The sequence below is a fragment of the Acinetobacter sp. ABJ_C5_2 genome (assembly GCF_044538485.1).
Classification (GTDB): domain Bacteria; phylum Pseudomonadota; class Gammaproteobacteria; order Pseudomonadales; family Moraxellaceae; genus Acinetobacter; species Acinetobacter nosocomialis_A.
The window spans coordinates 15861-33717 of the sequence record NZ_JBIUCS010000010.1; the positions used below are offsets into that span (position 1 = coordinate 15861).

General features: G+C 36.7%; 19 protein-coding genes and 1 pseudogene. 11 read left to right on the plus strand and 9 right to left on the minus strand.

What is annotated here, in order from left to right; translation table 11 throughout:
* The first annotated feature begins 5 nt into the window (after positions 1-5).
* From ACH8JV_RS11195 to ACH8JV_RS11245, 11 genes and pseudogenes are all read left to right on the plus strand, one after another.
* A complete protein-coding gene (locus tag ACH8JV_RS11195) occupies positions 6-1073 on the plus strand; it encodes a PoNe immunity protein domain-containing protein (RefSeq protein ID WP_396521350.1) in 1068 nt (355 codons plus the stop codon).
* A 38-nt stretch (positions 1074-1111) separates the two neighbouring features.
* Positions 1112-1195 (plus strand): annotated as a pseudogene (locus ACH8JV_RS11200) (hypothetical protein); the annotation flags it as partial.
* Positions 1196-1197: 2 nt separating this feature from the next.
* Entirely contained in the window at positions 1198-2265 is a 1068-nt protein-coding gene (locus tag ACH8JV_RS11205) for a PoNe immunity protein domain-containing protein (protein ID WP_396521257.1), read from the plus strand.
* 225 nt (positions 2266-2490) lie between these two features.
* Positions 2491-2664 carry a hypothetical protein gene (locus tag ACH8JV_RS11210; protein WP_396521259.1) on the plus strand — a complete coding sequence of 58 codons (174 nt, stop codon included), beginning with the start codon at positions 2491-2493 and terminating at the stop codon, positions 2662-2664.
* Position 2665: 1 nt separating this feature from the next.
* Complete coding sequence (locus tag ACH8JV_RS11215) at positions 2666-3784, plus strand: hypothetical protein (RefSeq protein ID WP_396521261.1); 1119 nt, start codon at positions 2666-2668, stop codon at positions 3782-3784.
* Between the two features lie 10 nt (positions 3785-3794).
* Positions 3795-4808 (plus strand): PoNe immunity protein domain-containing protein, encoded by a 1014-nt coding sequence (locus ACH8JV_RS11220; RefSeq protein WP_396521263.1) that lies wholly within the window; start codon positions 3795-3797, stop codon positions 4806-4808.
* 149 nt (positions 4809-4957) lie between these two features.
* Positions 4958-5662: a GAD-like domain-containing protein gene (locus tag ACH8JV_RS11225; protein WP_396521265.1), complete on the plus strand. Its 705-nt coding sequence runs from the start codon at positions 4958-4960 to the stop codon at positions 5660-5662.
* A 237-nt stretch (positions 5663-5899) separates the two neighbouring features.
* Positions 5900-6253, plus strand: a complete 354-nt coding sequence (locus ACH8JV_RS11230) for a hypothetical protein (RefSeq protein WP_396521267.1) — start codon at positions 5900-5902, stop codon at positions 6251-6253.
* A gap of 209 nt (positions 6254-6462) precedes the next feature.
* Complete coding sequence (locus tag ACH8JV_RS11235) at positions 6463-6816, plus strand: hypothetical protein (RefSeq protein ID WP_396521269.1); 354 nt, start codon at positions 6463-6465, stop codon at positions 6814-6816.
* 68 nt (positions 6817-6884) lie between these two features.
* Positions 6885-7253, plus strand: coding sequence for a hypothetical protein (locus ACH8JV_RS11240; protein ID WP_396521271.1), 369 nt, complete (start codon positions 6885-6887; stop codon positions 7251-7253).
* A 97-nt stretch (positions 7254-7350) separates the two neighbouring features.
* Positions 7351-7650, plus strand: a complete 300-nt coding sequence (locus ACH8JV_RS11245) for a hypothetical protein (RefSeq protein WP_396521273.1) — start codon at positions 7351-7353, stop codon at positions 7648-7650.
* Between the two features lie 313 nt (positions 7651-7963).
* Here ACH8JV_RS11245 and ACH8JV_RS11250 read toward each other — a convergent pair whose 3' ends face one another.
* From ACH8JV_RS11250 to ACH8JV_RS11290, 9 genes are all read right to left on the minus strand, one after another.
* Entirely contained in the window at positions 7964-8434 is a 471-nt protein-coding gene (locus ACH8JV_RS11250) for a hypothetical protein (protein ID WP_396521275.1), read from the minus strand.
* 237 nt (positions 8435-8671) lie between these two features.
* Positions 8672-9031: a hypothetical protein gene (locus tag ACH8JV_RS11255; RefSeq protein ID WP_000416091.1), complete on the minus strand. Its 360-nt coding sequence runs from the start codon at positions 9029-9031 to the stop codon at positions 8672-8674.
* Positions 9032-9419: 388 nt separating this feature from the next.
* Positions 9420-10778, minus strand: a complete 1359-nt coding sequence (locus tag ACH8JV_RS11260; protein ID WP_396521277.1) for an amino acid permease — start codon at positions 10776-10778, stop codon at positions 9420-9422.
* A gap of 145 nt (positions 10779-10923) precedes the next feature.
* Complete coding sequence (locus ACH8JV_RS11265) at positions 10924-12369, minus strand: NAD(P)/FAD-dependent oxidoreductase (protein WP_396521279.1); 1446 nt, start codon at positions 12367-12369, stop codon at positions 10924-10926.
* Between the two features lie 19 nt (positions 12370-12388).
* Complete coding sequence (locus ACH8JV_RS11270) at positions 12389-13720, minus strand: APC family permease (protein ID WP_396521281.1); 1332 nt, start codon at positions 13718-13720, stop codon at positions 12389-12391.
* Positions 13721-13915: 195 nt separating this feature from the next.
* A complete protein-coding gene (locus ACH8JV_RS11275) occupies positions 13916-14623 on the minus strand; it encodes a cache domain-containing protein (RefSeq protein WP_396521283.1) in 708 nt (235 codons plus the stop codon).
* Positions 14624-14688: 65 nt separating this feature from the next.
* Entirely contained in the window at positions 14689-15408 is a 720-nt protein-coding gene (locus ACH8JV_RS11280; RefSeq protein WP_396521285.1) for a FadR/GntR family transcriptional regulator, read from the minus strand.
* 59 nt (positions 15409-15467) lie between these two features.
* Positions 15468-16238 carry a nuclear transport factor 2 family protein gene (locus tag ACH8JV_RS11285; protein WP_396521287.1) on the minus strand — a complete coding sequence of 257 codons (771 nt, stop codon included), beginning with the start codon at positions 16236-16238 and terminating at the stop codon, positions 15468-15470.
* 28 nt (positions 16239-16266) lie between these two features.
* The gene (locus ACH8JV_RS11290) at positions 16267-17697 is read right to left on the minus strand and encodes a gamma-aminobutyraldehyde dehydrogenase (protein WP_396521289.1); all 1431 of its coding nucleotides are present in this window, start codon (positions 17695-17697) and stop codon (positions 16267-16269) included.
* Between the last annotated feature and the right edge of the window lie 160 nt (positions 17698-17857).

Below are 17857 nucleotides of genomic sequence, written 5' to 3' on the forward strand. Positions count from 1 at the left end.
TGAAATTGGAATATCAAGTTAATGATCAAGAAATAGATTGGCAGAAATGGTTTGATCAGGAAAACAAAGATTCGGATAGTTATAGGGATAGTTTTCTAGAAACAGAAATGTATCAAAGAAGATTTAATACTTTTCTAAATGGCATTTACTCAGTGACTGATGGGTTCCGAAAATATAAAACTAGTGCCAAAGCTGGAAAAATGATGAGCGCAGGGCATCAACGTTTACAAGATGTACTGAATTTAATGTCATTGCAGTATTCAGCGGGTGGGGATATTAGCTTTATTAAAGAGCTTTATCCTTACTTACTGCATTGGATGGAAGAATATGCAGAAACTCATGCAGCTTATCACCAAACAGAAGAAGCTGGTGGACGTTACGTTTGGCATATTAGTTTAGGTACAGAAGACTACTGGTATATTGCTTTACGTTTGATCTGTTTTGGTTTGTTAACGGGCTATGCAGACCAAATGGCACGGATTATGCCGATTATTGATTATGTTGAGGCAACTCCTGAAGGCCAAGAAAAAGATGGTTTAATCGAGCGTCTGGTTGCTCCATTTGTAGCAGACCGTGGCACTCCACCAGATGAAGCCAGAAGACATTTGCCTTATCGAAAGTTAATCAAGGTGTTTAATGCTGCACCTGAACAACGCCCAGCTTTAATGCTGCAATATTTAGAAAGTTGGTATGAGGCGAGCCGTCGGGAACCTTATTACAACCAGCATCCCCAAGCAGATATAGATGAAGGCTTTTTGTATTATGGCTACTGGTCATGGGAATCGGCAGCGGTGACATGGCTGTTAGATATAGATGATGCTTTATACCGTGAGCATGAGTTCTACCCAAAAGACTTAGTTGATTTTGCGCGTACACAATCAAATGTGGTTCCAAATGAGGAACAGCCAGAACGTATAAAAGTAAAAGGTGGCGAAGCTTGTATTAAAACAGGTCATTGGATTACTCCAGCTAAACCTGATACACGATTGTATTTTACGCAAGGTACAATCTTGCCGATCCTTTCAGAAACGGACTGGGGTGAAGTGTATTGGTACTGGGATGGTGAGAATTAATTGAATGCCCGAAAGGGCATTTTTATTTGCAACTAATTCATAAACCGAAATGTACCCGTACCGTGACTGCACATGCGATTACTTTAGAATTTGTATTGCCCAATGAAATGCTGGAGCGTTAAGAATGTCAATAACAGTCAATGATCAAGAAATAGATTGGCAAAAATGGTTAGAGTTAGAAGTTACTGACGAGAATGATTTTAGAGATAATTATTTATTAAAACAGGACTATCATGAAAACTTTGATGAGCTTGTAAATGGATTGTATTCAGTTACGGATGGATTTCGGAAATATAAAGCTAATGCCAAAACTGGAAAAATGATGAGTGCAGGGCATCAACGTTTAAGAGATGCTTTAGATTTGATGTCTTTGCAATATTCGGCGGGTGGAGATATCAGCTTTATTAAAGAGCTTTATCCTTACTTACTCCATTGGACTGAAGAATATGCAGAAACCAGTCATTTATATAATTTAAGCCCTGATGCTGGTGGTCGCTATGTCTGGCATATCAGTTTAGGTACAGAAGACTATTGGTATATTGCTTTACGTTTGATCTGTTTTGGTTTGTTAACGGGCTATGCAGACCAAATGTATCGGATTATGCCAATTATTGACTATGTTGAAGCTACACCAGAAGGTCAAGAGAAAGATGGGTTAATTGAACGTCTGGTTGCTCCGTTTGTAGCAGACCGAGGAACTCCACCAGATGAAGCCAGAAGACATTTACCTTATCGAAAGTTGATCAAGGTATTTAATGCTGCACCTGAGCAACGCCCAGCTTTAATGTTGCAATATTTAGAAAGCTGGTATGAGGCAAGTCGTCGAGAGCCTTATCATGATCAACATCCACAAACTGATTTGAGGTCGGGTGTTAGCTATTACGGCTACTGGTCATGGGAAGCGGCAGCGGTGACATGGCTGTTAGATATAGATGATGCTTTATATCGTGAGCATGAGTTCTACCCAAAAGACTTAGTTGATTTTGCGCGTACACAATCAAATGTGGTTCCAAATGAGGAGCAGCCAGAACGTATAAAAGTAAAAGGTGGCGAAGCTTGTATTAAAACAGGTCATTGGATTACTCCAGCTAAACCTGATACACGACTTTATTTTACGCAAGGTGCAATCTTGCCAATACTTTCAGAAACGGATTGGGGCGAAGTGTATTGGTACTGGGACGGTGAGAATTAATTGAATGCCCGAAAGGGCATTTATATAAAACACAATGAAAATATTTAATTTTGAACTAGCTTGTTAGAGTTTTGAGCTTCTTTTGATACACGAATAATGCTCGATATTGGGAAGTTTGTGCATGAAGAAGGCCTAGGCAACGATGATTAAAGTCCGTTAAGGTTTTTCTTTATTCTATTTTGTATTTCCTAAATATATGAACGAAAAATTAGAAAGAGTATAAAAATGAATGAATTGTTGATAGATGAAGATTTTGAAATTTTCTATCACGATGAGAGTTTTTGTCCTCCGATTGAATTTACCCTTGTTTCTGAGGAAGTGTTAGCTAAGTTCAAGGAAAATTATCGAATCAATTACTTGAGTACTGAAAAGCCATTGGCTTTTTGGTTGGAGAAATGAATTGTTTTGGCAGGAAAATCCAGAGGATTACCAAGATGTTCTGGATTCTTGGTTGGCAAAACAAGTAATGGGTAGACCCAAAGTAAACGAAGTAATTCATATGCTTCAACAAGTAAGAAAAGATGCTCCAAAATATATGAATTCTGCGTTTGCAGAAATTCAAAAAACAGTTAATCAAATGTTGAATATGCATCCCCCATTACCGAGTACAGCAGCAGCTAAGACCGCACGTCAAGTTCCTCCTAGACAGAAGACAGGTGCTGGGAAAGGAAAAAACTCATCTCAACAACCTTCAAGTCATCAACGAGGTGGAGCACAGCAGCAAGTAAAAAATAAAGCTCCGACTGTTCAGAGTTCTGCTGCTAATAAAACAAAACGTAGTCAAGAAATTAGACAATCGAAAAAAAAGCGTTGGTCTTCGGGGGTGCCTGCTGAGCATATTGTGGATTACTATTCAAAAGAAAGACGAAAGGGTTTACGCAAAATTAATGATAATGGACGTTTAATAGAAGAACATGACCGTTTAAAGCGTAATGCAGCGGGTGACCGAATACGTAAACAAGATATTAACCAAACTGGTATAGACCATTTGTGGTTTGGAAGCCATAAAGGTCGTAAATATTTGGTTGGTGAAACAAAGGGAAGCATTTTTGGTCATTTTGCTTTTTTAGCGGGAATGGCAGATTCTGATGCTAAAGCCATTGAAGGTAATCGGAGCGAGATTGGTAAAATTTTTGATGAGAAGACTGAGTACAATGAACAGTCAGGGTTAGGTAAAAGATCGACTAGTGCAGAAATTTCTATAAAAAATGAAGGGGCTCTAACGGGCAGTCAAGGGAAAGCTGGGTTAAGTGGAACTAAGTCTAAAGGTCGTCAGATGAGTCATAGATGGGTAGAAAGCTCATTGAATAATGATAATTCAATTTCAATAGGCCATAAATCTTTCATTAGAAGAGAAATAGTGAGAGCAGATATAACAGGTATACCTCCTACAGTTTATCATAGGGAGATATATATGATTACAGGTAAACAATATGAACAACATGATCGTTCAAAAGGCAGAGTCCATAATATTCAAATGCCCTTAATTGTACTTCAAGATAATATATTAGTTGAATAGGTAGTAATTAATGAAGTTAATATCAAGAGTAGATTGGGGAAAAAATAGAAGAGAGCCTTATCAAAAATATAAGGATTATGAAGAAATTTGTTTATCTGCGGTTGAAGGAATTCCTGTAGGGATAGAATTGATTAAATCTCCATCAAATAATATCCCTGAAAATTATTTTTATACTGCTTTGATGCGAGCATCTAGGCGGATAGCTATGTTTAGTTCTGAATATAATATTTATAGTTATTCTGCTGGTCTAACAGTAGAAGAACTTGCTGACTTTTTTCCAAAGGTAGTGGAATATTGGCAGCTTTACGCAAAGCATCATATCAATTTTCATCAAAGTTCAGAATGTGATGGGCATTTAGTACCACATTTAGAACTGGTAAATGATGAATATTGGGAAGCTTTACAGTTAGTTTGTTTCTCAATTTTATTTGCTCAACCTGAGCATTTAAAAATAATTATGGAACTTTTGGCTTATGAAAATGATGAGCAAGATGCCTTACTAGATAAACTAGTTTCCCCATGGTTACCAGATCGGGAAATCTCGGAAGTATATTTAAGACAACTTCCATATAGAAAGCTTGAAAAAGTGTTTACGGCGGATGAAGTTGACCGTCCAGCTTTGATGTCTGCTTATATGGATGAGTGGTATGGTGCAAGTAAAAGAGAACCTTATCATGACCGTCATAAAAGTAGTCAGTTTCCGGGGTATTGGTCATTAGAAGCAGCAGCAATTACAGTTATTTTACGAATAGATGATAGTAGTTATCATGATAAACCATACTATCCAAAAGACTTGGTTGATTATGCTCGAAGCCAGTATATGGTTCTAGATGAACATGGGAATATAGAGGAAGAAGCTAACCGTTTACGTTGTGAAGCTGGTGAACCTTGTCCACAGTCTGGAGAATGGTATAGCCCAGCGAATGGCATGCAAAAGCGTCATTTTAATCAGGGCGAAATTATGCCGGAAATTAAAGATAACTCTTGGGGTGAAACTATTTGGTATTTAAATCTAGAAAATTAATAATATTTTTATTTAAAAATATATAAGGTCTATCCAATAAATAGGCTTTTATATGTGGAATATATATATTAATTAAAATGCAGTAGTGATGTGGTTTTAAATGTCAAGTAAAAAATTAAAATCAATGTGAAATTAGAGAGATGTAAATAATGTTGCCGATTAGCCAACAGGAAGAGATACAAAAGTACTTTGATTACTTTAATGTTAAGTTTTCTAAGATTGAAATAGGTAAAAAACCAACGCCTAAATTCATTGCTCAGCATAAACATACTTTTCCTGAATATTTATTTTATATTTGGGATAAGTTAGGTTTTGCATCATTTGAAAATGGCGGCTTTTGGTTAGTTAATCCAGTGGATTATGAAGATATTTTAGAGCTTTGTTTAAAAGATACTGATTTTTCCCAATATGATGAATTTTATATTCTTGGACGAAGTGCTTTTGGAGAATTGCATGCTAGAGGTAAAAGTACGAGTTCAAAGTTGACAATAGATATGATCAATTTAAGAATTTACCCATCAATTAAAGATATTCAAGATACTGAAAATAATGATTTATTAGGCTCATTTTTATCTATGATTGTTACTAGAGCTAAGAATGAAGACATAGATGTTTATGATAAAAACGGAAAATTTCTTTTTGATCGCTGCTTAACAAATTTAGGTGAGCTTAGAGAGAATGAAATCTATGCCTTTGAACCACCAGTGGTATTAGGTGGACCACAAGTTATTGAGAATATGAAAAAAGTAGATTTATTCCAATACATTCCTTTTGTAGCTCAACTAGATAAATTCCAAGTCATGTTGGATATTGTCAAAGAGGTTGATCGTTTGGGTGTCAAACAGCAAGGTTAATCTTGCCTAACAAAATATATGCTATGTGAGTAATTAGAAAAGGGAGTTAGGCTCCTTTTTCTATATATAAATTCTTCAAATAAAATTTGATAGTGGCCTAACAGAATTCGACTGTGCCATAAAAAGCATGGTCCATATTTTGATATACTGCGGAAAGCTTTACTGAGGATTTGATGGGAATGAATAATGAAATTTCGGTAAAAGTTTTTATTAATTGCTAAAAAAGGAGAAATTCTAATGAAAAATAGACTCATCTTCATTTTTTCAATCCTGTTGATACTTACAGGTTGTGGTAAGAAATATAAGATAACCCCTGATAGTTTGCCTATAGCTCATGTTAATCAAAATTATCAACAAATAATTAATATCTCAGGTGGGAAAACAGTTGATGGAGATGTAGATTTTAAAAGTAATATTCCTAATGATTTAGGTATATCGGTTAGTCCAGATGAAAGTAGTGGTTATAATCAAATTACAATCAAAGGTGTTCCAAAATACACTGGGACATTTACTATTTATATTTCGACGGGATTTTATGCTGGTGGTGATGCTGTAATTAAAAAAAGTTATACTCTCAAAGTTGAGAAATAAATATCTTAAATTTTAAGAAGATCTAAAATTAACTTAGTACTCCTTCCAAATAAAAAATAGTCTATTATTTATGGACTATTTTTTATTTACACTTTTTATCAATGTAAATTTAATAATAAATTTTAATATTTGAAAGTCTTTTTAGTCGTGATAGTTAATTTCGAATAGAAAGTATTTTTTGCTTCAATTGTTAAAACGGAGAAATTTTAATGAAATTTAAACTTATCGCTATTTTATCAATATTATTGATACTTACAGGTTGTGGTAAGAAATATACGATTACACCTGATCTACTTCCAACAGCTCATGTGAATCAGGAATATAAACAAACTATAGAAATATCTGGCGGTAAGGTTAGTGATACAAGTTCACCTTTAAAAACAGATATACCTGAAAATTTAGGAATAACAATTCAACCTGCTAATGATCTCAATGGCTATAATATTATTGAAGTCAAGGGTATTCCAAAGCATAAAGGTACATTTACAATTCATATTTGGGCTGGTTTTTATGCAGGGGGTAATAATGAGATCAATAAAACTTATAATTTTACAGTTCAATAAAAGAGATTTAACCTGTAATAAGTTATATGAAATTTTTATCCATTTAACAGAAAGAAGATGGTCTAATTATGGGGAAATCTAACAACTATATTCGCTCCATTATTTTTTCAATTTTACTGATACTTACAGCTTGTGGAAAGAAATATACTATAACTCCTGATGTACTTCCAACAGCTCATGTGAGTCAGGAGTATAGACAACTTATTCAGATTTCTGGAGGCAAAGTTGTAGATAAAGAGGCTGAATTAACTACAGATATTCCCGATGATCTTGGTATTACAGTTAAGCCAGGAAATGATTTATCTAAATACAATATTATTGAGATCAAAGGAAAACCAAAATATAAGGGAACATTTTCTATAAAAATTTGGGCTGGGTTTCATGGTGGGGGGAGCTCTGTAATTGATAAAACCTATACTTTTAAAGTTGAGAAATAAATATTTAAATTTTAAGAAGTTCTAAAAATGATATGATACTAAATTCTTGTATATATCTAAATTTAAATATTAGAAAACCTTCTCAAGGTAAGTTTAAATGAAAAAAATTATAACGAATCAATTGAATCTTGAAGATATACCTATGAACTACAAGTGGAATAGTTTTGTTCAGTTTGCTTTAAGTTTTGATCCTAGATTAGAGATGGATCAATGGAGCGAAAGTGATTATATTAGTCCAAGTCGGTTGCCAACTGAGTCGGATTCTATAATAGGATTGAGAGGCTATTTGTACCATCTTCAAAGAGTAAATAATCAAGATATTAATTATGAAAATACTTTAAAGTTTAGAGTAGAAAAGGCATATAGTTTATTAAGAGAAAAGTTAAGGGGATCTTAATTTTCATTTTTCTTATATTCTTAATAGAAATATACACAAATTATTTTAGTAAGAGAAAATAGGAATGCTGACAGTTTTATTTGAAGATATTATGTGCGCTTTTATAGAAAACTTTAAAGTATCCTATTAAAAATATAGCAATACATGGTATTTTAATTATGATTGATGGTGCTAATTTTATAGGACTTGCAGCAACAATAAAGACTTGATAAATAATTGAATTATGGCTTCTTATTGCTGTGTCAGCTATATATTCCTTTATTATTTTGAGCCAAACAACTTGTTTGGCTCTTATTTTGAGGTTAATTCCTATCTATTCAGACTGAGCTAAGTCACGTTCGCGGCATGATAATTCATAATAATTACCTTTTGGCAGAGAACGAATTTTAAAGCCATAGTAATCACTAGTTGACTCTATAGGTCCGACACTACATTGATTTGTTTTCGCAAATTTTTCAATCAATTTCAAATTAGAAGTTTGCTTAAATACAGCTCCCCAACCTTCACTTACACAACAGCCCACATATTCAGACATATATTCATCTGAAATGAGTACGACATTTTGTCCCATAAACTCATAAGGTTTCTTGAGTTTATATATATCGTTATAGTCTGCTCGCGAAATATTAGGTTTCTTGGCTAAAAAGCCTTTTTGTTTGAGTATTTGGAACTTTAAAAAATTCTGAGGCCCAGTACCAAGTCCTCTATAAACCGAATTATTAACTTCTGCAAAGCTATATGAGCTAAGCATACTGACTAAACTTAAAAATAATATTTTTCTCATTTTAAATTTCAAAAGTTATATAAGGCCGTAATTCTTTCATATCTTATGAGTAGCGTAAAGTAAATGACTGATTTTTATAGTCTACACATAAAATATAGTGTCGATAATAGTTTGTTATTAAATTATTTTTCTTTGAACTAGATGAGATAAGAGGGGAAGGAAAGCAACCTAAATGATAACTTTCCTTTATTTTCAAATTATGAGAAAAGCTTTAAGACTAAGCTTAATGAAATAGGGTTATTTCTTTACTTTAAAACGGTATTTACATTTTAGGCAGCGGTAGTCCTGAAATATATTTTTGTCGATCATTACACCTGCTTTTTTACCAAAGATATTACCCACTACACCGCCAGTAATACCTGCACTGATTGCACCGACAAAAGTTCCTACAGTACCGCCAACAATTACACCTAATGGTCCAGCAACTGTACCAATCGCTGCTCCTATAGAAGCACCTGTTGCAGCACCGCCTACGGTACCCGCTGTTGTTCCCGCAGCTGTTAGTAAAACACCGCCAGTGGTTTTGAGTAGTTTGTCATGATCACGTGTTTCAATTTCTGTAGAACCACACTTTGGGCATTGCAGCGTTTTTTCCATAAAATTTTTCCTGTCTTTCATCATTAAGCGACACAGTGAATGGAGCAAAATCAGTAAAGTGGGTAAAGAGCACGACTTATGGCGAAGCGTCTTTTTCCTGATTGGTGATCGCAACGATATACCGAGTCAGCCACGATTTTAGCTGAACATTGGCACAATTATTTATAGATCATGTAAACACTTGTACTTTAATAATCATCTCTTAAAAAGATCTTAAGCACCATTTTTAAATGAATAACCTGTACCTAGAAGTGACTAAGTGATGTGTGAATGATCAGAAACAAGATAAATATTTGGCTTGATTAGATTTGCAGTGAGGGTAAGCTTGTTTATAGTTCTCTAAAATAAGAAAGGCTTATTCTGTGTTTGAATAAGCCTTTTAGGACGTTCAGAGTGATTTATCTAACCTTAAAACTTTATATAAACCAAGCATTAAAGCAATCCAGATTGGAATTAAAATTACCGATTCTTTAAAGCCTTGAGTCCACATAATATATAAAATCATGCCGATAAAAACGAGCACAACATAGTTACTTAAAGGTGAAAATAGAGCAGGGAACTTGGCAACTTTTCCGTCAAGTTTCATGGCTTTTTTAAACTTTAAGTGGGTAAAGCTAATAATCGCCCAGTTTAAAACTAAAGCTGCAACAGCCATATACATAAGATGGCTTAAAGCTTCTTCTGGTACAAAATAGTTAAGTAAAACACACCCAAAAATCAGGATAGAAGAGAAGACAACAGCGGCTGTTGGTACACCTTGTTTGCTTACTTGTCCAAAAACTTTAGGCGCATTGCCTTGGACTGCTAGTCCGTACAACATACGACTGTTGGCATACATGCCGCTGTTATAAACTGAAAGCGCAGCAGTTAAAATAATAAAGTTAAGTAAATGTGCTGCCCAACCAATACCAAGCTGGCTAAAAATCATGACAAATGGGCTTTTATCTAAACCACCGAGGTCCAGTTGGTTCCAAGGAATTAGCGACATAATAATTGCAAGGGAAGCCACGTAAAAAATCAAGATTCGAAAAATAACTTGGTTAATGGCTTGCGGAATACTTTTTTCCGGATTCTCAGCTTCAGCAGCGGTCATTCCAATCAGTTCAATACCGCCAAATGCAAACATTAAAAAGGCGAGCATATAGAACAAACCCGAAAACCCATGCGGGAAAAATCCGCCATGCTGCCATAGGTTTGAAAAGCTCGCTATAGAGTCGTTGCCTGCTGTAAGCAATAAATATAAGCCAAACACAATCATTGAAATGACTGCGGTAACTTTAATAATGGCTAACCAAAATTCAGATTCGCCATAAAATTTAACATTGCCTAAGTTCAAACAAGTGACCAGTACAAAGAAAAATAAAACCGAAACCCACGCAGGTATATGAGGCCACCAATAATGCACATATTTGGCTACAGCAGTAAGCTCAGTCATAGCCACTAAAATGTACACTACCCAATAGTTCCAGCCCGATAAAAAACCGGGAAACCTTCCCCAATACTTCTGTGCAAAGTAGCTAAAAGAGCCAACCACAGGTTCTTCTACGATCATTTCACCCATTTGTCGCATAATTAAAAATGCAACTAAACCGACAATGGCATAACCTAAAATGATTGAAGGACCAGCAGATTGAATGACTTGTGCAGAGCCTAAAAAAAGTCCTGTGCCCACAGCACCACCCATAGCGATTAACTGGATGTGACGATTTTTAAGTCCACGTTTTAATTGGGAAGTTGAGTTACTCAAAATACTATGCGCTGTCTAAAAAAGCCGATGCTATTGTAATAGATTGAATAGGGATAACCTAGTTTGAAAACTAATATTGGGCTTATATAAAAAGATTCGCACAAATCTGTACGAATCCTTTTTTAGAGAATGTCGTTTTTATAAATTAGAAAGATACCATTTTGCCTGGGTTAATCATTGCACCGATGCCATACATACTTTTAGCGAGTGGAATAACGACAGGGGCAAGCGTACGACCAAAGATAATATTTTGATGGTCAATTTTAGATAACATTTCAAAGTCATTCGATTGACCAACAAAGTCATTTGCGATGGCTTTACCAATACGTACTGTTTGTGCCACGCCGTGACCGCTCCAGCCATGAACAGCATAAATCGGGAATTTATTGCCAAACTTACGACTATCAACCGCACCATTTACGGTTAAATCAGTAGTTCCACTCCAGACAAAATCCATTTCTAGATTTTTAATTTGTGGGAATACGGTATGAATTCGATGCTCTAGATAATTTAAAGTTTTTTCTGGACCCCAGCATGTTCCTGTACCTTGTCCACCAAACAGTAAACGGTTATTAAACACAGGTCGGTAGTAATCAATCTGGAATTGAGTGTCATAAACCGGATGTCCAAATGGCAGAAGCTCTTTGGTATCAAGCTCTAAAGGAGCGGTGGTCGCGACATAGGTGTAAAACGGAATAGTGGTATTGCTTTGCTCTGATAAAAGTTTAAATGAAGCATGGTGTACTGCCAATACCACAGACTTTTTAGCTTTTACGACAGCATTTGCTGTTTGAACATAAATGCCATCTGCTTTTTCTTCTATTGAGATGACTTCGGTTTGTTCATAAACAGTACCGCCGTTTTGGCAAAAGCCATAAATTAAGCCACGATTCAAAGCTAAAGGATGGATCTGTCCACCTAACTCATCAATTAAACCGCCTGTATAGTAGTCAGATTTAATATAGTCCATGAGTTCGTGTTTACCCACAATGCGAGTATGGTCTTCACCTAAGTATTTTCGGGCATCGGCACCCTGTGTTAAGCCAACTAAATGTCCTTCATGAACGGCAGCAGTAATATGGCCGTATTTTCGGTCAAAGTTGAGTTGATATTTTTCCGAGATGTCATCAATCAGTTGCATGGCCTCCGTAGAGGTAAAATGCCACAGTTTTTTGGCATCTTCATAGCTTAAGCGATCGGCCATTTCTTGAGCTTCCCAGCGTGCTAAACCAGGAGTAAGTTGTCCACCATTTCGGCCAGAAGCTGCACTACCAATGCGGTTTTTTTCTAACAAAACCGTATCTACACCTTGTTCAGCTAAGTGTAGGGCAGTCGATGAACCTAATAAACCACCACCAATAACCACGACATCACATTCAATGTCAGCATTTAAACTATCAAAGGTATGCCAATCAGACAGTGAGCTTTCATAGTAGTTGGCTGGGTTATCTACCGATGCATCATTAACCGTGGCTGTATCAAATTTCGCATGTTTTGGATTTAACCAACTCCATTCTTTGCCTACTTGTAGAGATTTACTTGGTTTGTATTCCACGTCTTTTAAAAGCTGAGGTTTAGAAATAATTTTCATAGAGAAGTTCCTTAAAAAATTAATAAGCATTACTAATGGCAATACTTTGTTTTTTAATCGTTTTATAGATGAATAAAAGAATGCCTAAAGATAACCAGAAGCATCCAAAAATGAGTGAAGAAGAGTCGAGATTGAGCCATAAGCAAATAATGCTAATGACCGATAAAAGCGGTAAAAATAGGTTTAGAAATTTATTTTTAAAACCTAAGCGCTGTTTATCTTTAATATAAAATTTCATAAAAACTGAGAAGTTGACGGCCGTAAAAGCAACAAGCGCACCAAAACTGATCAGACTTACGACTTGGGCTAAATCTAAAAAAATAGCCGACATTGAAATAAGCCCGACAAATAAAACCGAGAAAAATGGCGTACCTAAAGAGCTATGGATAGTCCCAAAATACTTTTTAGGGAAAATATTGTCAGTTCCCATTATATACAGTAAACGCGAAGCACTGGCATGCGAGGCAAGACCAGAGGCGACTGTGTTCATAATTTGGCCGCATAAAAATATCGACTGAAACAAAGCACCGCCGACATAAAGCACAATTTCAGGAAGTGCTTCTGAAGGGTGGTGAAAACGAACATTGTTTGGAAAATAAAGCTGAATAAACCAAGCGGCTGTGAAGAAAATAAGCCCGCCAGTAAGTGTTGTTAACATGACTGCTCGAGGAATATTTTTAGTGGGTTGTTTGGTTTCATTTGAAAGAGTAGTGACTGCATCAAAACCTAAAAATGAAAAACATAAAACCGAAGCGCCAGCAACGAGCGGTAATAGCGATTGTTCGCCATGCCATAGCGGAGCCAAGGTCAGCACATGCTCATAACCTTGAGTCGAGCCAATACCACGAATGACTAAATATACAAAAATGACCATGAGTATGATCGGTGCAAACACAAACACGAGGCTTAAATTAGCCAGTAATCGAATACGGAAACAGTTGACTAAAGTTACAAGGCCCGCCGATACCAGTACCCAAAACCAGTACGGTAAACTTGGAATAAGGGCGGTAAGATAAATTGCAGCCAGTAACACATTAATAAGGGGTAATAACAGATAGTCGAGTAGAGAACACCAGCCAACGAAAAATCCACTTTTAGGTCCTAAACTTTCAGCAGTATAACTATAGGCCGAACCTGATCTTTCTGAATTTTTACTAAACCTCGCATAGCTCCAAGCGGTGAGCAGCATAGCGCCTAAAGCGAGTAAATATGCTAGAGGAACATGACCATTGGTGATTCCGGAAACAATCCCGAAAGTATCAAAAACCGTCATGGGGGTCATATAGGCAATACCAATAATCGTGACTTGCCATAGTGTTAGTTTTTTTAAGGAAGACGCTTTATTTTCCATGTCTTTTCAACCTCAAATTTCGTTGTTTTTGCTTTTCATCCAGAAAGGCGATGCTATTTTTAGGCCAAAACTTCCCCGTGACCTGAATAAACAAGTCTGATTGAGGAAAGTTTGAACAGTAGCTAGAGGCTTAAAGTGCTATTTCACCTTGGTGGTACACTAAAGCGAGAATAAAGAACCAATATTCTTTGCTTTTTAAATCACGACCAACTGGAAAGACTGACACGGTCGCGAGAAAAACTGTTGAGTGGTCTTTTCTTTAAATAATGTTCCAGTTCTGATGCTAATGTCGTTTGAAGTAATGACCCGAGATGAATCATTCATAATGACTGCTTTTTGCTTGATATTTTTGAGTTTTGGCATAAGTAGTTTTTCAAGCGCCGAAACTAAAATATCCGTCGCAATGACACCAATAAACTGATCATGAATCATGACAGGGTGAGCAATGGTGATGGTGTAGGCGCCGTTGCAAATATAATCAACATAAGGGCCATGTATGCACGGGCTTTTATCTTGAGCAGGTTTGTGGAACCATTCAAAAGAGCGGAAATCTAAAAAGCGCTGCGCATTTTGGTAGTTTTCAAGTTTCGCTTGTTGTAACTGATCTTCTTTTTTATACCACCATTCGAGTGTCCAGTAGTCTTGCTCGTCTTGCGTTGCTGGACTATAACTTGCAAAACCAGTTCCTTGACTATAATGGCTCTGATTTAGCGCATTTTTAATTTCCTTCTGTAAAGCAGAGCGTTCTGAAGTTGAAAGCTTAATATCAGCATTTTTTTCAGAAGCGTGTTTTGACAGAATTTTGCTTGCTTTACTCGCCAGTGTTTCCGTAATTGTTGTTGTTTCCTCAACAACACTTTTTAATAAATTTTGAAGCTCTTCTATATCTAAGTGCTGGGTCATTCCGATAACTCCTAAAATTCCATATTCCTAACTTGATTATTGATAAGCCATCTCATTTATTATTTTTATTCACTCGATAACTTATAGCGAAGCATTTGGTCAGTGAGCATTGAAACTATTTTTCTGGCTTGAATCACAGCTTCATTTTCATTGTTTTCAACAAAAGACGACAAAAGATGGTGATATTGCTTTACAACTTCACGGTGAAAATCATCATCTTGATAAAGCACGGCAATAAGGGGAGCCCATTCAGCCTGAATAGTGAGTTCCTGATTTGCCAGTCTTGCAGATTGGGCAAATGAGGTGAGTGTCAGCAAACAACGTAAATCAAGCTGTGCGCGTGTGTCTGCTTCAACAGCTTTCTCAAATTGTTCAATCAATTCTTTTATTTTGCCTAGTTCATATTCTGTGGTTCTTTGAGCGGCCAAATATGCACTATGACTTAAAATTGCACTGTGAAACTCGCCTAAATCGGCAAGATACTCATTTGAAGCTTGGCGCAATGGATGTTGGTTTAACAGTAAATCTGAAGGTAGCTCACAAACAAAACTTCCTCCATTTCTGCCGCGACGTGTATCAATTAAACCTTTTACACGTAAAGTATTTAAAGCTTCGCGAACGGTAATGGGTGAAACGCCCATTAAGCGTGCTAAATCTGCCTCATTAGGAAGTTGTTCATTGCTTTTGAGCAAACCAGAGATAATTGCATTTTCCAAGCGTTCTACAACTTGTTCCGAACGAGTTGCTTGAGCAATAGGTGCAAAAATTATCGTATATGCTGACATGGCGAATTCTCTAAAAGCTAAGTCAAAAGACTTAGCTTAATGAAGCGGATAAATAATTATTAAAACACGCCATAACCATGGACAGCCTGTTCATCTTCAGGCACAGCTGGTATTGCATCCCAAAGTTCAACAATTTTGCCATTATCTACGCGCCATAATTCAAAATAGGCATGTCGATTTCCGGCAATACTACCTTCGGAATGAGTCAATACAAATTGACCATCAGCAATGGAGCGATGCGTTTTTGAGTATACCAAACCTTGTCCTTCATTACGGATATTGTTCAAAAAATCAATGACGGCTTTAACCCCATCTCCAATATCTGGACTATGTTGAATGAACTGATCGCCGTGGGTGTATTCTTTAAAGGCATCGTAATTTCCATCAATTAATGACTCCTTAAAGAACGAGGTCACAATCTCACGGTTTTTCTCTGGGTCATGGTGAGTTACGATTTCAGTCGGGCCATCTAATTGGGTTCTACCACTCACATTTGGTGCTGCTTCTGCTACAAGACCATCCCAATGCTCTACAATTTTGCCGTCTTTTACTCGGTAAATATCAAAGCCAACCAAAGGGTTTTCATCTAAGCCTTGAAAGCGGCCATGAATTGCAACCAAATCACCATCCGCTAGTACACGTACAGCTTCGTGTTGCATATCGGGACAATCTTCTACTAATTGACGAAGACCTGAAATACCGTTTGCAACGAGTGGTGAGTGTTCTATAAAGTCTTCAGAAAAATAACGGTCCAAAGCAGTGGTGTCGTGCAAATTAAATAGCTCGTGATGGGCTTTAGTCACCAAGTCTTTCATTTCTTGCCTATTCATTTTGATCTCCTTTCAAAACTCATTGTTATTATTCGTTTGAACTCATCACATGTTTAACGCGGGTATATTCTTCAAAACCGTAGCCAGATAAATCTTTACCATAACCTGATTTTTTGAAACCGCCGTGTGGCATTTCTGCGGTTAAAGGAATATGGGTATTAATCCAAACTGTACCGAAATTGAGTTCACGTGACAGACGAGTTGCGCGAGCATGATCTTTGGTCCACACACTTGAAGCTAGGCCATATTCAACGTCGTTAGCTTTTTCAATCGCATCATTTTCATCGGTAAATTTTTGAACGGTAATCACTGGTCCAAAAATTTCTTTTTGAATGGCTTCATCATGTTGTTTTAAACCACTAATAACAGTCGGTTCAAAATAGAAGCCTGGACGGTCTGCTTGTTTTCCGCCTGTTTCAACTTTGGCGTGAGCAGGTAAGTTGTCAATAAAGGCTTTAACATTTTTTAATTGGTTAGCATTGTTAAGTGGACCATAAAGTGCATCTTGATCATCTGGATCACCAAAACGGGTATTTTTGGCAGCTTCAACTAACTTTCTTAAAAACTCATCATGAACAGATTCAGCCACAATGACACGTGTTGCAGCAGTACAGTCTTGGCCTGCGTTGAAATAGCCTGTTAAAGCAATCATTTCAACGGCTTTATCAATGTCGGCATCTTCAAAAACCAGTACTGGTGCTTTACCGCCAAGTTCAAGGTGGGCTTTCGCTAAATTTGCCGCAGCAGAAGCTGCAACTTGTAAACCTGCACGGACTGAACCTGTAATAGAAACGAGAGCAGGCGTTTTATGAGATACCACTTTTGAGCCTACCTGTGCTTGGCCTAACACCACGTTAAATGCGCCTTTAGGGAAAAATGGTGCAGCAATTTCTGCCAGTAAAAGGGTACTTTCAGGTGTTGTATCACTTGGTTTGAGTACCACTGTGTTACCAGCAGCTAAGGCAGGAGCAATTTTCCAAATTGCCATCATAAGTGGATAGTTCCAAGGAGTGACTTGCCCAACTACACCGATGGGTTCACGGCGAATAGAAGACGTTAAACCTTCTAAATATTCACCAGTTGCTGAGCCATCGAGTAAGCGGGCAGCACCTGCAAAGAAACGAACTTGATCTGCCGATACACCGACTTCTTCAGATGCAATTAAGTGTTTTAACTGACCCGTATTGCGACTTTGCGCTTCAATCAAGCGCTCCGCATTTGCTTCGATAGCATCTGCTAACTTAAGCAATGCTTTTTGACGGATTGATGGTGTACTGCGTCCCCAAATTTTAAATGCTTCTTTTGCAGCTGCATACGCTGCGTCAACTTCTGCATCGGTTGCATTCGGTGACTGTGCATAAACTTCACCAGTCACTGGGCTCACCAAATCGAAGAAATCATTTCCTTTGCTAGCAACATATTCGCCGTTAATAAAGTGTTGTAGTTGAGTTTTAGCCATTTTTTTATACCTTGTCCTTGGGTTTTAACATATAACATATAATACTATATGTATTATGTTTTAATTTTTCTGTCAAATGCCTTGATGAGGGTAGTAAGTGAAAAAAGTGGGAATTTAAATCAAATTGGATTTTAAGTTTTTGATTTGATTATTTAAAAAA

Bases quoted from the DNA above. Each gene is read 5' to 3' on its own strand.
- ACH8JV_RS11270 (WP_396521281.1), bottom strand. From the start codon at position 13,720: ATGGAAAATAAAGCGTCTTCCTTAAAAAAACTAACACTATGGCAAGTC.
- ACH8JV_RS11275 (WP_396521283.1), bottom strand. From the start codon at position 14,623: ATGACCCAGCACTTAGATATAGAAGAGCTTCAAAATTTATTAAAAAGT.
- ACH8JV_RS11235 (WP_396521269.1), top strand. From the start codon at position 6,463: ATGAAATTTAAACTTATCGCTATTTTATCAATATTATTGATACTTACA.
- ACH8JV_RS11230 (WP_396521267.1), top strand. From the start codon at position 5,900: ATGAAAAATAGACTCATCTTCATTTTTTCAATCCTGTTGATACTTACA.
- ACH8JV_RS11225 (WP_396521265.1), top strand. From the start codon at position 4,958: ATGTTGCCGATTAGCCAACAGGAAGAGATACAAAAGTACTTTGATTAC.
- ACH8JV_RS11255 (WP_000416091.1), bottom strand. From the start codon at position 9,031: ATGGAAAAAACGCTGCAATGCCCAAAGTGTGGTTCTACAGAAATTGAA.
- ACH8JV_RS11250 (WP_396521275.1), bottom strand. From the start codon at position 8,434: ATGAGAAAAATATTATTTTTAAGTTTAGTCAGTATGCTTAGCTCATAT.
- ACH8JV_RS11280 (WP_396521285.1), bottom strand. From the start codon at position 15,408: ATGTCAGCATATACGATAATTTTTGCACCTATTGCTCAAGCAACTCGT.
- ACH8JV_RS11290 (WP_396521289.1), bottom strand. From the start codon at position 17,697: ATGGCTAAAACTCAACTACAACACTTTATTAACGGCGAATATGTTGCT.
- ACH8JV_RS11265 (WP_396521279.1), bottom strand. From the start codon at position 12,369: ATGAAAATTATTTCTAAACCTCAGCTTTTAAAAGACGTGGAATACAAA.
- ACH8JV_RS11240 (WP_396521271.1), top strand. From the start codon at position 6,885: ATGGGGAAATCTAACAACTATATTCGCTCCATTATTTTTTCAATTTTA.
- ACH8JV_RS11210 (WP_396521259.1), top strand. From the start codon at position 2,491: ATGAATGAATTGTTGATAGATGAAGATTTTGAAATTTTCTATCACGAT.
- ACH8JV_RS11285 (WP_396521287.1), bottom strand. From the start codon at position 16,238: ATGAATAGGCAAGAAATGAAAGACTTGGTGACTAAAGCCCATCACGAG.
- ACH8JV_RS11245 (WP_396521273.1), top strand. From the start codon at position 7,351: ATGAAAAAAATTATAACGAATCAATTGAATCTTGAAGATATACCTATG.
- ACH8JV_RS11220 (WP_396521263.1), top strand. From the start codon at position 3,795: ATGAAGTTAATATCAAGAGTAGATTGGGGAAAAAATAGAAGAGAGCCT.
- ACH8JV_RS11205 (WP_396521257.1), top strand. From the start codon at position 1,198: ATGTCAATAACAGTCAATGATCAAGAAATAGATTGGCAAAAATGGTTA.